At 69.2% G+C, this 13,153-nt stretch carries 9 protein-coding genes; 7 read left to right on the top strand and 2 right to left on the bottom strand.

Annotation, left to right across the window (positions count from 1 at the left end):
- Positions 1–298 precede the first annotated feature (298 nt).
- The 5 genes from VN461_21990 to VN461_21970 all read left to right on the top strand — a co-directional run bounded on the left by VN461_21990 (position 299) and on the right by VN461_21970 (position 7,086).
- Positions 299–2,548, top strand: coding sequence for a beta-galactosidase (locus tag VN461_21990; GenBank protein HXB57448.1), 2,250 nt, complete (start codon positions 299–301; stop codon positions 2,546–2,548).
- Complete coding sequence (locus tag VN461_21985) at positions 2,548–4,035, top strand: sugar ABC transporter ATP-binding protein (protein ID HXB57447.1); 1,488 nt, start codon at positions 2,548–2,550, stop codon at positions 4,033–4,035. Before VN461_21990 ends, VN461_21985 begins: the two co-directional genes overlap by 1 nt.
- 8 nt (positions 4,036–4,043) lie before the next feature.
- On the top strand, positions 4,044–5,003 hold the full coding sequence (locus tag VN461_21980; protein ID HXB57446.1) for an ABC transporter permease: 960 nt from the start codon (positions 4,044–4,046) through the stop codon (positions 5,001–5,003).
- Between the two features lie 6 nt (positions 5,004–5,009).
- Complete coding sequence (locus VN461_21975) at positions 5,010–5,969, top strand: substrate-binding domain-containing protein (protein ID HXB57445.1); 960 nt, start codon at positions 5,010–5,012, stop codon at positions 5,967–5,969.
- Between the two features lie 79 nt (positions 5,970–6,048).
- On the top strand, positions 6,049–7,086 hold the full coding sequence (locus tag VN461_21970) for an aldose epimerase family protein (protein HXB57444.1): 1,038 nt from the start codon (positions 6,049–6,051) through the stop codon (positions 7,084–7,086).
- Positions 7,087–7,132: 46 nt separating this feature from the next.
- Here VN461_21970 and VN461_21965 read toward each other — a convergent pair whose 3' ends face one another.
- Positions 7,133–7,906 (bottom strand): hypothetical protein, encoded by a 774-nt coding sequence (locus VN461_21965; protein HXB57443.1) that lies wholly within the window; start codon positions 7,904–7,906, stop codon positions 7,133–7,135.
- Between the two features lie 60 nt (positions 7,907–7,966).
- Entirely contained in the window at positions 7,967–8,296 is a 330-nt protein-coding gene (locus VN461_21960; GenBank protein HXB57442.1) for a hypothetical protein, read from the bottom strand.
- Between the two features lie 268 nt (positions 8,297–8,564).
- Here VN461_21960 and VN461_21955 point away from each other — a divergent pair, with 268 nt between their 5' ends.
- A complete protein-coding gene (locus tag VN461_21955) occupies positions 8,565–11,432 on the top strand; it encodes a tetratricopeptide repeat protein (GenBank protein ID HXB57441.1) in 2,868 nt (955 codons plus the stop codon).
- On the top strand, positions 11,429–13,147 hold the full coding sequence (locus tag VN461_21950) for a CRTAC1 family protein (protein HXB57440.1): 1,719 nt from the start codon (positions 11,429–11,431) through the stop codon (positions 13,145–13,147). The genes VN461_21955 and VN461_21950 overlap by 4 nt, the downstream gene beginning before the upstream one ends.
- The last annotated feature ends 6 nt before the right edge of the window (positions 13,148–13,153 follow it).

The following is a 13,153-nucleotide window of genomic DNA, read 5'->3' as shown; positions in this document are numbered from 1 at the left end:
GCGCGGCGGGATCCGTCGTCCTCCTCCCCATTCGTACCGCCCAAACGACCAGATGCAGGGGGCCGTTTCCGGTTTCGGCCTTTGAAGTGTCGAACCCGGTCGTCCTTGACCCGATGAGCGCCGGGGGGAGAGGTGGTAGAGTAGCCCCCGCGTTCGGAGGCCAGGCGGGGGGCTAAGGGGTTCCCGCGCAGAGAAGGCTCCGGAAGACTCCAACCGTCGCCCGGCCGCGCAGTGGCTGGCGCCCGCGTCGGCGGCTCGTTCGTGGACACCAACCAACCGCCAGGGTGGAGGTCAGACCTTGAGCCCAGCGGCGTCGAAGCGGAGCCGCGGGCCCGGGAGGGCGGGGGCGTCTCCCTCCGCCGACCTCTCGCGTCGTTTCTTCCTCCAAGGAGCGCTGGGCGCCGCCTCCTGGCTGGCGTTTCCCCGCCGCTTAGTCGCTGCCCCGTCCCCCGGGGCGACGGGCGCGGCGGCCCCGTCGACGGATCTTTACCCGCCGATCATCCCCCGCTATCCGCACATCCTGCACGGCGGCGATTGGAATCCCGACCAGTGGCTCGATGAGCCGGCCGTCCTCGAGGAGGACTTCCGCCTGATGGAGGAGGCCGGTTGCAACACGTTCTCGGTCGGCATCTTCGCCTGGAGCCATCTCGAGCCCGAGGAGGGGCGCTTCGAGTTCGGATGGCTTGATCGCGTCATGGACGGGCTCGCCGCGCGCGGCTTCAACGCGTTCCTCGCCACCCCCTCCGGAGCCAAGCCCCGTTGGATGTCCGAGAAGTATCCGGAGGTGCGCCGCGTCGACGCCGAAGGCCGGCGCGAACCCCATGGTCACCGCCACAACCACTGCTTCACCTCGCCCGTGTACCGAGAAAAGGTGGGGATCATCAATGCCAAGCTGGCTCAGCGGTACGCCTCCCACCGGGCCCTCGCCCTCTGGCATATATCGAACGAGTACAACGGCGCCTGCTACTGCGACTACTGCCTGGACGCGTTCCGCACTTGGCTAAAGGCGCGCTACCCGAGCCTAGATGCGCTCAACCGCGCCTGGTGGAGCTCCTTCTGGAGCCAGACCTTCCAATCCTGGGCACAGATCGACCCCCGCGCCACCCCTCTGGACGGCATGCTCCTGGACTGGGACCGCTTCGTCACGCACCAGACCGTCGACTTCATGCGCCACGAGGTCTTACCCCTGAAAGCGGCCGCTCCTCATGTGCCCGTGACCACCAACATGATGGGGACGTTCATGGGGCTCGACTACGCCCGCTTCACCGGGATCTGCGACCGGATGGCCTGGGATGCCTACCCGACGCTGCACGGGGACGAGTCCTGGCGCCAGGTGCCCGGGCTTTCCTTCATCCACGATCTCTACCGCAGCCTGAAGGGCGGGCTGCCCTTCATCCTTATGGAGTCCACGCCGAGCAGCACGAACTGGTTCCAGACCCCGGCCCTAAAGCCGCCCGGCCAGCATCGCCAGGAGATGCTCCTCGCCATCGGCCACGGCGCCGACACCGCTATGTATTTCCAGTGGCGGAAGGGGCGGGGCGGCTACGAGAAGTTCCACGGCGCCGTCGTGGACCACGAAGGGTCGGACCGGACGCGCGTGTTCCAGGATGTGGCCGGGGTGGGGGCGTTGCTCCGCAAGCTGGACGCTGTCGTCGGCACCACCGTGCGTCCGGAGGTGGCGGTGATCCACGACTGGGAGGCGCGCTGGGCCCTCTCCCATTCGCAAGGCCCGCGACGGAGCCGCGACGGAGCCGGTCGCTTCGACAAGGAGTACGTGACCACCGCCATCGACCACTACCGGCCATTCTGGAAGCTCGGAGTGCCGGTCGACGTGGTGGAGAGCCTGGCCCCCTTCGATCGCTATCGGCTGCTGGTGGCGCCCATGCTGTTCCTGCTGAAGCCCGGGGTGGGGGAGCGGCTCAAGGCTTTCGTGAGCGGGGGGGGGACGCTGCTCCTGACTTATCTCTCCGGGGTGGTGAACGAGAACAACCTGGTGTGGCGGGGCGGCGGGCCGGGAGGGGGTCTCAGGGAGCTGGCCGGCGTCTGGGCGGAGGAGATCGACGCGCTCTACCCCAATCCCCCGCAACGGATCGTGCCCGCGGGCGGGAACCCGCTCGGCCTCGCCGGCGAGCACCCGGTGCGGGAGTACTGCGAGCGCATCCATCCCGAAGGGGCACGGGTGCTGGCCACTTACAAGACCGACTTCTACGCGGGGGAGCCCTGCCTGACCGTGAACCGGGTGGGATCCGGACGCGTGTACTACCTGGCCGCGCGGCCGGCGGAGGAGGCCTTCCACGACGCCTTGGCCGAGGCCCTCCTGCGGGACCTCAAGGTCTCTCGCTGTCTTGACGTGCTCCTTCCCGAGGGGGTCACGGTGCAGAAACGCGTGGGGGGAGGGCGGACCTTCCTGTTCCTGCACAACTTCAAGAACGCTCCGCAATCCTTGTCCCTGGCCACGGCTCGCCTCCGCGACCTCTCCGACGGCCGCCTGGTGACGGGCGAGCTGACCCTCCCCGCTCATGCCTCGTTGGTGGGGGAGCTTGCCTGATGGGCGGCCTCGAGTTCCGCGAGGTCGCGAAGTCCTTCGGGGCGGTGAGGGCCCTGCGCGGAGTCAGCTTCGCGGTGGAACGGGCGGAGGCCCACGCCCTGGTGGGCGAGAACGGGGCCGGCAAGTCCACCCTGATGAAGGTGCTGGCCGGCATCCTGCGTCCCGATTCGGGCGAGCTGCTCTGGGAAGGCGAGCGGCTCGACCTGGCCACCCCTCGCCACGCCCTGGACCATGGCATCGGCATGGTGTACCAGGAGCAGGTCCTCTTTCCCAACTTGAGCGTCAGCGAGAACATCTTCGCGGGGCGCGAGCTCACGGACGGCCGGGGCCGGCTGCGCAACGCCGAGATGCGGGCGCGCACGGGCGAGCTGATCGAGGAGCTCCACCTCACGGTCCGGCCGGACGAGGAGGCGGGCTCTCTGAGCACCGCCCAGCGCCAGCTCCTGCAGATCGCCCGCGCGCTGGCCTTTGACTGCCGGATCCTGATCCTGGACGAGCCGACGACGTGCCTCACGGACGCCGAGACCGCCGACCTCTTCAGGATCCTGGAGCGTCTGCGCACCCGCGGCGTCACCCTCCTTTACGTCTCCCACAAGCTCCCCGAGATATTCCGCCTGTGCGATCGGATCACGGTCCTGCGCGACGGCGGCCACGTGGGCAGCTTCGCCCGCTCCGCGGTGACCGCGCCCGACATCGTGCGCGCCATGGTGGGGCGCGACCTAGAGTCCGCGTCCGGCCTCCGCGAGGTCGACCACGCCGCTCCGCCCGTGCTGGAGGTCGACGGGCTGACGCGACGTCCCTGGTTCGAGGGGGTCTCGCTCGTAGTGCGGCGGGGTGAGATCGTGGGGCTCTTCGGGCTGGTCGGCTCCGGTCGGAGCGAGCTTCTGGAGACGCTGTTCGGCGTGCGCCCCTCCGCGGCGGGGGGGGTCCGCTTTCAGGGCGCGCCCCTCCACGTCCGGAGCCCGGTCGCCGCCGTGCGCGCGGGGATCGCCCTCGCCCCCGAGGATCGCCAGCGCCAGGGGCTGTTCTTCAATCTCAGCGCCCGCGACAACATGGTGATGGCGCGCGAGCTGGCGAGCGGGCGCTGGCGCATCGACGCCCAGGGGGAGGCGGAGGCCAGCTCCAGGATGCAGGAGGACCTAGAGATCAAGGCCCCTAGCCTGGAGGCCACCCCCGACCGCCTGAGCGGCGGCAACCAGCAGAAGCTGATGCTGGCGCGCTGGCTGCTCACGCGTCCACGGCTGCTGATGCTGGACGAGCCGACCAAGGGAGTGGACGTGGGCGCCAAGTACGAGATCCACGAGACCGTGCGCGCGCAGGCGGCGGCGGGGGTGGCCTGCCTCCTGGTGTCCAGCGACCTGCCCGAGGTGCTGGCCCTCGCCCACCGCATCGTGGTCATGCGGGAGGGGCGGATCCAGGGCGAGCTAAAGGCGGCGGAGGCGACGGAGGAGGGCGTCATGCGCCTCGCCACCGCCGTCCGCCACTGAGGATCGAAATGGGGAGGCTGCTGAGGGTCCGCGAGCTGGGCACCCTGCTCATCCTCCTCCTGGAGATGGCGTTCTTCGGCTGGTACCTCTGGCCCGCGGGCGGTCGGCCCCATCCCTTCCTGAACGCCGCCAACACGGTCTTGATCCTGAAGTACTCGTCGATCTACGGCATCTCCGCCATTGGCGCGGCCATGGTGATCATTTCCGGGGGCATCGACCTCGCCCCGGGCGCGGTGATCGCGCTCTCGGGGGTGGTGACCGGCCAGCTCTACGTGGTGTCGGGTTGGCCGCTGCTCTCCTCGACCCTGGCCGGGCTCCTGGTGGGAGTGGTGGCGGGCGGGATCACTTCCGCGCTGGTGGTCCTGGTCCGGCTGCCCCCCTTCATCGCCACCCTGGGCGTGATGGGAATCAGCCGCGGCCTGGCCTTCATCATCACCGAGGGGCGCTATTTCGACGTCTCCAGCCGGCTCCCCGCGGGCTTCCGCCCCCTGGGGCTTCCCCCCGACTGGTTGGCGCCGATCGTGATGGTGGCCCTGGCCCTCCTCTTCCACGTCTTCATGAAGAGCTACCAGGGGGGCCGCGCCGTGTTCGCCCTGGGCGGCAACGAGACGGCCGCCCATTTCTCCGGAATCCGCGTGGGGCGCGTCAAGACCGTGGTCTACGTTGCCGCGGGAGTGCTGGCCTCCGTCTCGGGCGTGATCCTGACCCTGGTCCTGGGGCAGGGGAAGGCCGATCTCGCCACCGGCTACGAGCTGGACATCATCGCCTCCGCCGTGGTGGGCGGAGCCAGCCTCTCCGGTGGGCGGGGGTCCGTCCTGGGGGCGGTGCTGGGCACGCTGATCTTCGGCGTGCTCCGCAACGCGCTGCCCCAGATCCCGGGCGCGACCTTCTATGACCGGCTCATCGTGGGCCTGGCCGTGGTGGGCATCGTGGTCATGGACCAGTTGATCGCCAAGAAAGGAGCCTGAGTCCACATGAACCTGCGCTTTCCGATTTTCTGGGGCCTGTCGGGGTTGCTGCTCGTGGCCTGCGGTGGGGCCGGGCCGGCGTCGGCCCCGGCGACGGCCAAGTACCGCTTCGCGGTGATCCCGAAGTCGCTGGACCTGCCCGTCTTCAACTACGCCAAGGTCGGCGCGGAGCGGGCCGCGGCCGCCCTGGGCAACGTGGAGATCATCTGGCGCGCCTCGGAGACCGCCGACCAGCTCCGCCAGAAGGAGATCCTGGAGTCATTCATCACCCAGCGCGTGGACGGCATCGCGATCTCCTGCACGAACGGCGACTTCCTGACCGACACCATCAACAAGGCGGTGGAGTCCGGGATCCCCGTGGTGACCTGGGACGCCGACGCGCCCAAGTCCAAGCGCATCGCCTTCTACGGGGTCGACGACTTCGCCTCCGGCAAGATCATGGGGGAGCAGACGGCCAAGCTGCTGGGCGACAAGGGGACGGTGGCCATCATCACGAGCCTGGGGGCGGAGAATCTCCGCCGCCGCCTAGAGGGCGTGCAGGAGTCGCTCCAGGGCCATCCCGGGATCAAGGTGGTGGAGGTCTTCGACATCAAGGAAGACGCGGTTCGCTGCGTCGAGATCATCGCCACCGCGACCAACAAGTACAGCGACCTGGGGGCCTGGATCTCGGTGGGCGGCTGGCCGGTGTTCACCCGCAACGCCCTCGCCCCCGTGAATCCCGCGCGCACCAAGTTCGTCAGCTTCGACACCATCCCCCCCGCGCCCGAGATCATGCGGGCGGGCAAGGTCCAGGTCCTGATTGGCCAGAAGTACTTCGGATGGGGCAGCGAGCCGGTCCGGCTTCTGGCCGGGATCAAGGCGGGCAAGCCGCCCGCCAAGAGCGTCATGGACTCGGGAGTGGACGTGGTGACGCCCGAGAACCTGGAGGCGTACGTCGCCGAGTGGGCCAAGCTCGAAAAGAACTAGCCGCGGAGGGGGAGTCGGGCGGGACGCCTGGCCCCGAACAGGGAGCGTAGGGCCCGGGGGGGAGGAGGTGTTGGCCAAGATGCCGAGCGGGCCGCCCGGACCTCCGCACACCCTGACAAACGCGGCTGGAGCCGAGGTCACGATCGGCGAACTGGGCGGGGTCATCCGCTCCCTGCGCGTTCCTGATCGCCGCGGCCACGTGGCCGACGTCGTGCTCGGCTTCGACTCCGAGGGCGACTATGCGCTAGCGGGCCCCGCCTTCGGAGGCATCGTGGGCCGCTACGCGAACCGCATCGCCAAGGGACGCTTCACGCTCGAGGGCGTGGAGCACCGTCTCTCCGTCAACGACGGAGAGAACCATCTGCACGGCGGGCTCCGGGGCTTTGGGCGGGTCCGCTGGGCATCCCAAGCGGTCCGGACCGCTGAGGGTCCTGGCGTGCGTCTGACCTACGCGAGCCGGGACGGCGAGGAGGGCTATCCGGGGGACCTCGCCGTGACTGTGCTCTACACGCTGAGCGAGGCCAGCGAGCTCTGGATCCGCTACGAGGCCGTCACCAATAAGGATACCGTCTTGAACCTCACCAGCCACCCCTACTTCAACCTGGCCGGAGAGGGGGAGGGGGACATCCTCGATCACGAGTTGACGATCGAGGCCGACCGCTACACTCCCGTGGGGCCCGGCCTCATTCCTACCGGCGTCCTCGCCCCCGTGGCCGGCACCCCCCTGGACTTCAGGAAGCCGATGGCGATCGGGGCCCGCATCGGGGTCGACGATCCGCAGCTGGCCCTCGGACGAGGCTACGATCACAATTTCGTCCTGAACGGCCAAGCGGGCACGCTCCGCCGCGCGGCTTCGGTGTGGGAGCCCCGCCGCGGCCGGGTGCTGGAGGTGCTCACCTCCGAGCCGGGGCTGCAGTTCTACTCCGGGAACGGCCTTAAGGGGTCCCCGGTCGGCAAGGCCGGGAAGCGCTACCTCGGGCGCTCCGGATTCTGCCTCGAGACCCAGCACTTCCCGGACTCTCCCAACCAGCCGGAGTTCCCGAGCACGCGGCTCAAGCCCGGTCAGAAGTACGAGACCACCACCGTCTACAAGTTCTCCACGGACCGCGCGGGCTGAGGCGGGGGGGCCAAGCGCCCGGAGGCCGTCCTGCGACGAGGTGGGCTCAGAGCTCGCTCCGGCCCGCCCCGAGACCCAGGGCCACCCGGCTCTCGAAGCTCAAATAGCTGACGAGCATCGTGAGCTTTAGGATGCCCCGGTCGTCGAGTCCCGCGGAGCGGAGCGTGTCGAGGTGCTCCGCGCGGGTTGTCCAGGGCATCTCGGTGAGGCGCGCGGCGTGTTCCAGGAGAAGGCGCTCCCGGGGGGGCAATCCAGGGGGGACCTGGCCGCGGTTCAGGGCCTCGGCGACGGCGGCGTCGTCGCCCAGCCGGGCCAGGCTCCGCCGGTAGGATCGGTAGCCGGTGGGGCAGCGGTCCAGGCTGGACACGAAGAGGGCGACTCGGACCCGCGTCACCGCCTCCAGGCCCGGGGTGGGCCGGAGCTGGAAAGCCCGCCACTGCGACGCCAGCGCGCACGCTTCCGGGTTACCGCCAAGGATGCGGTAGAAAGCGCCCGGTTCGTCCTCCGGAGAATCCCTGCTCGGCTCGGCCAGGGGCGGAGGCGGCGCGGGCCGGGGGCCCCTCTCTCGCGGCCGGAAGGGGGGCAGCGCGCTCTCGTACTCGAACCGGATGCCGAGCCCGTCCGCCATGCGGTTGAGGTAGTTGAAGTGGGCGCAGCCCAAGACCACGTGCAGGATCTCCTCTTCCCGGAAGTCCGCCCGCCGAAGTCCGTCCACCCCCGCCGGGTTGAGAGCCCAGGGGGTGTGGCTGAGCGTGTCCACGTACTCCAGCATCGCGCGGTCACGGGCGGACAGCCCGGCCTGGCGGAAGTCCGCCTTCATCCGGCGGGCAAGCGGCTCGTCGTCCGTGGCGGCACGCAGAAACTCTGCGTGAGCCGTCACTCAATAGAAGCAGTTGTTGGCGGAGGAGGTGACGGTGTTGATCATCTCCCGCGTAGCCCAGGGGAGCGAGCGCGGGCTCCAGTGAATGGCCGCGCTCATTCCGAAGGCCAGCCCCAGCCCTTCCGGGTCGAGGCTGTGCGACTTGACGATGTTCGCCACCTCCCCCGTGGGGGGCGTGTAAACCGCGGGACGCTCCCCCCCGCCCGCGCGCAAGCGGGCGTACACGTCCTTCAGCTCCCCCTCGGCCGCGGCCACGCCGATCATCCTTATCCAGCCATCCCCGGCAGGAGGGTCGTCCTTGGCCTTCGTGACAATCTCCACGGCCCCCATGATAACCGCCCCTGGCCAGGGGGACATCCGCGCACGCCCGTAGAACCTATGGTCACCCGCGCTTAGGAATACGGCGGCCGCCCCTCCGGGCCTAGCCCAGGCGCTGCCTCTCCGATGGCGTAACCTGCTCCCGCAGAAGCGCCTGCCCCGGGGCGGCCCACCCCCGAGGACCTCGCGCCGAGCCTGGAAGGGGAATTGCTTTCCCGCTTGGCGTCCCCGGGCGTACCCAAGCACCCGGGACCGGACTAGGATCAGGCGGGGAGGAGCGATGGCGGACACCTGGGACGCCGTGCGACGCGAGCGGTGGCTGGCCGTGGGCTGCCTCGCCCTGGGCCTGAACAGTGCCTATCTGGCCGCGCGCAGCGACCCCACGCTCTTCTATTTCAGCAACATCGTGCTTCACGTGGTCCTCGGCCTCGCGGTCACGGCCGCGCTCGTGCCGCTCCTCCGGAGCCGCTTTTCGGTCCTCGGTCCGCTCCTGAAGGCGGCCGCCCTCTGCCTGGGAGCCGCCGTCGCGCTCGGCGTGTTCTTGATGATCTTCGGAGCCACCCGGCCGTACCGCTGGGCGCTCTATGCCCATATCGGCAGCGCGGGTCTGGCCGCGCTTCTCACGCTCGCGCACGTGCTGGGGCGGGCGGCGGGCAGCCCCCGGGCCCTCGACGCGAACCAGGCCATGGTCGCCGGCGCCTGCCTGGCCCTGGTGGCGGCTCCTTTCGCCCGCCTCCATTCCGACCGTGATCCTCAGCCCCTCCGCCCCATCATCAACCCCGCCCTGCCGCCTCTTTCCATGGAGGGGGAGGGCGCGGGAACGGGGAGCCCGTTCTTCCCCTCTTCGGCGGAGACCAACACCAAGGGCATCATCCCTGCCAACTTCTTCATGACCAGCAAGACCTGCGGCCGCTGCCACCAGGACATCTACGACCAGTGGAACTCCTCCGCCCACCATTTCTCTTCCTTCAACAACCAGTGGTACCGGAAGTCCATCGAGTACATGCAGGACGTAACCGGCACCACGCCCTCGAAATGGTGCGCGGGCTGCCATGACCATGCCGTCTTCTTCAACGGCCGCTTCGACCGGCCCATCCGGTCCCAGATCGACACCGCTGAGGCGCAAAACGGCCTTGGCTGCACGTCTTGCCACTCCATCGTGCACGTCAAGAGCACGATGGGCCAGGGCGACTTCACGATCGAGTACCCGCCCCTGCACGACCTCGCGGTGAGCGAGAACCCGGTTCTGGCCTGGGGCCACGACTACCTGCTCAAGCTCGATCCCCGGCCGCACCGGCAGACCTTCTTGAAGAGCTTCCACACCCGCCAGACGCCGGAGTTCTGCTCCTCCTGCCACAAGGTGCACCTGGACGTTCCCGTGAACGCCTACCGCTGGTTCCGGGGCTTCAACGAGTACGACAATTGGCAGGCTTCCGGGATCTCCGGGGAGGGGGCGCGGTCGTTCTACTATCCGGCCCGGCCCCAGAAGTGCGCGGACTGCCACATGCCCCTCGTGGCCAGCCACGACCCCGCCGCCCGCGAGGGGCAGGTACACTCCCACCGTTTCCCCGCCGCCAACACCGCCCTGCCCTTCGTAAACCGAGACCAGGACCAGCTCAAGGTCACCCAGGACTTCCTGCGCGACAAACAGATCACGGTCGATGTCTTCGGTCTGGTGGCGGGGACGGGGCCGGAGAAGGGGGAGGAGCGGAGCGTGGCCGGGGGGGAGCCGCGCCTGGCCAGCACCTTCGCGGTGGGGGAGGAGTCCCTGAACGCGGGCGCTCCCCGCGCGGTTCTGGCCGCGCCCGCCCCCGTCATCGCGCCCCTCGACAAGGTGGATCCCGCCCTTCGCCGCGGGGACTCCGCCCGCGTGGAAGTGGTGGTGCGCACGCGCAAGGTGGGCCACTTCTTCCCGGGCGGGACGGTGGATGCCCCCGACGTGTGGGTGGAGCTTGAGGCCGTGGACAGCAACGGAAAGACGATCTTCCACAGCGGCCTGATGGAGGAGGGCGGCCCGGTAGAGCCGGGGGCGCACTTCTACCGCAGCCTGCTCCTCGACGAGCACGGCCACCCTATCAACAAGCGCAATGCCTGGATGGCGCGGTCGGTGGCCTACGTGCGCCTCATCCCGCCGGGGGCGGCCGACACCGTCCACTACCGGCTGCGGATTCCCGACGATTGCGGGGACCGCGTCACCCTGAAGGCCCGGGTGAACTACCGCAAGTTCTCCTGGTGGAACACCCACTGGTCGTTCGCGGGGGTGCGCGACCCGGCCCAGCCCGCCTTCTCCCTCACCCCTAGTCACGACGACGGACGCTGGCTCTTCACTGGCGACACCGCCCAGGTGTCCGGGCAGATCAAGGCCATCCCCGACATCCCCATCACCGTGATGGCCTCCGCCGAGGCCTCCCTTCGGATCCTGCCCCGGAACGCGCCCCCCCCGGCGATGAAGCCCCTCCTCGACCGCTCCGTGCGCGAGCGCTGGAACGACTACGGCATCGGCCTGCTCCTGCAGGGGGACATCAAGGGCGCGGAAGCGGCCTTCCTCGGCGTCACGGAGATGGAGCCGGAGTACGCAGACGGCTGGGTGAACGTCGGGCGGGCGCGGGTGCAGGAGGGGAACATGGCAGGGGCGGAGGAGATCCTGCGAAAGGCCCTGGCCGTGGACCCCGGTCTGGCCAAGACCCATTTTTTCCTCGGCACCGTTCTGAAAGCTCTGGGGCGCTATGACGAGGCCCTTGGGCACCTGCAGGCGGCGGGCGCGCAGTACCCCCGCGACCGGGTGGTGCGGAACCAGTCCGGGCGGGTGCTCTTCCTCAAGCGGCGGTATGGGGAGGCCATCGCCGAGTTTCAGAAGGTCCTCGCCATCGACCCCGAGGATCTGCAGGCCCACTACAACCTCATGCTGTGTTATCAAGGATTGGGAGACGCGACCATGGCCAAGAAGGAGGAGGCGCTCTACCAGCGCTTCAAGGCGGACGAGTCGGCGCAGTTCATCACCGGACCCTATCGACAGCTCCATCCCGAGGACAACAACGAGCGCCAGCAGATTCACGAGCACGGCTCGGCGGCTCCGCGTCCCGCGCCGTCCTCCTATCCCCTTCGCCCGCCTTCGCGCACCGCGGACGCGGCCAGGGGCGGGAAGTGAGGGCCACCCGGCGCCTCATCCTCGGCCTGGGTGTCCTCGCGGCCGCGCTCGCGCTCCGCGACGGCCGCTCCTCGGCCCAGATTCCCCCCCTGCAGTTCACGGACGTTACCGGGGCCGCCAAGATCACCTTCAAGCACAACAGCGGCGCCTTCGGCAAGAAGTACCTGCCCGAGACCATGGGCGCGGGCTGCCTCTTCTTCGACTACGACAACGACGGCTGGCCAGACATCTTCCTCGTGAATTCCAAGAACTGGCCCGGCCACCCCGGGCCCGCCTCCTATCCCGCCCTATACCGCAACAACCATGACGGGACCTTCACCGACGTGACGAAGGCGGCCGGCCTCGCGGTCGAGATGTACGGCATGGGGGCGACCGCCGCCGACTACGACAACGACGGCTGGCCAGACCTCTACGTGACCGGCCTCGGCGGCAACCGCCTCTTCCGGAACAACGGGAACGGCACCTTCACCGAGGTCACGGCCAAGGCGGGGGTGGCGAACGGCGGCTTCTCCACGAGCGCCATGTTCTTCGACTATGACCGGGACGGCTGGCTGGACCTCCTCGTCGCCAACTATGTCGACTGGTCGATCGAAAAAGACCTCTTCTGCACCCTCGACGGCAAGACCAAGTCCTACTGCACGCCGGAGTCGTACAAGGGACAAAGCGTGACCCTCTACCGCAACCGGGGAGACGGCACCTTCGAGGACGTCACCGCCAAGGCCGGGCTCCTGCAACCGTCGGCAAAGTCGTTGGGGCTGACGCTGCTCGACGTAGACGGCGACGGCTGGCCCGACGTGTTCGTGGCCAACGACACCCAGCCCAACAAGCTCTATCGGAACAACGGCAACGGCACCTTCACGGACGTGGCGGTGGCGGCGGGAGTGGCCTTCGGCGAGACGGGCGTGGCCCGCGCGGGGATGGGCGTGGATGCCGCCGACTATTCGGGCAGCGGCCGCCCCAGCCTCGTGATCGGCAACTTCTCCAACGAGATGATGGGTCTCTACCACAACGAGGGGAACGGGCTCTTCATCGACGAGGCCCCCACCTCCACCGTGGGCCGGGCCTCCCTCCTGACCCTGAGCTTCGGCGCTTTCTTCTTCGATTACGACCTGGACGGGCGGCTCGACATCTTCGCCGCCAACGGCCACGTGGCCGACGACATCAACGTGGTCCAGCCCAAGGTCACCTACGCCCAGGCCCCCCACCTCTTCCGCAACCTGGGCGAGCGACGCTTCGAGGAGGTGGCGCCGAAGCTGGGCCCGGCCCTGTCCCGGCCCATCGTGGGCCGCGGGGCCGCCTACGCGGACATCGACCACGACGGCGACCTGGACGTGCTGATCTCAACCAACAACGGCCCTCCCTACCTCCTGCGCAATGACGGGGGCAACCGGAACAACGTCTTGCGGGTGAGGACGGTGGGGACCAAGTCCAACCGGGACGGCATCGGGGCCAAGGTGACCCTCACCCTGGCCGGCGGCGCCCACCCCTGGCGGCTCGTGCACACGGGCTCCAGCTACTGCTCCCAGAGCGAGCTCACCCTCACCTTCGGCTTGGGCGACCTGGCCAAAGCGGACAACGTGGAGGTGGTCTGGCCGAGCGGCCAGGTGGATCGACTGGGGCCCGTGGCCGCCAACCAGACGGTGACGGTGCAAGAAGGCAAGGGGCTGGCCTCGGCCTCGCCCCTGGCCGGAAAGCGTCCAGCCGCCAAGCCTTGAGCCCCC

The organism is Vicinamibacteria bacterium, assembly GCA_035570235.1.
Lineage (GTDB): Bacteria > Acidobacteriota > Vicinamibacteria > Fen-336 > Fen-336 > DATMML01.
Note: the sequence above shows the minus strand (reverse complement) of the source record. Positions and strands in the feature narration are given on the sequence as shown.

What these genes read in the sequence shown, in the direction of transcription:
- VN461_21985 (HXB57447.1), top strand. Translation starts at nt 2,548, where the DNA reads ATGGGCGGCCTCGAGTTCCGCGAGGTCGCGAAGTCCTTCGGGGCGGTG.
- VN461_21980 (HXB57446.1), top strand. Translation starts at nt 4,044, where the DNA reads ATGGGGAGGCTGCTGAGGGTCCGCGAGCTGGGCACCCTGCTCATCCTC.
- VN461_21975 (HXB57445.1), top strand. Translation starts at nt 5,010, where the DNA reads ATGAACCTGCGCTTTCCGATTTTCTGGGGCCTGTCGGGGTTGCTGCTC.
- VN461_21970 (HXB57444.1), top strand. Translation starts at nt 6,049, where the DNA reads ATGCCGAGCGGGCCGCCCGGACCTCCGCACACCCTGACAAACGCGGCT.
- VN461_21965 (HXB57443.1), bottom strand. Translation starts at nt 7,906, where the DNA reads ATGAAGGCGGACTTCCGCCAGGCCGGGCTGTCCGCCCGTGACCGCGCG.
- VN461_21960 (HXB57442.1), bottom strand. Translation starts at nt 8,296, where the DNA reads ATGGGGGCCGTGGAGATTGTCACGAAGGCCAAGGACGACCCTCCTGCC.
- VN461_21955 (HXB57441.1), top strand. Translation starts at nt 8,565, where the DNA reads ATGGCGGACACCTGGGACGCCGTGCGACGCGAGCGGTGGCTGGCCGTG.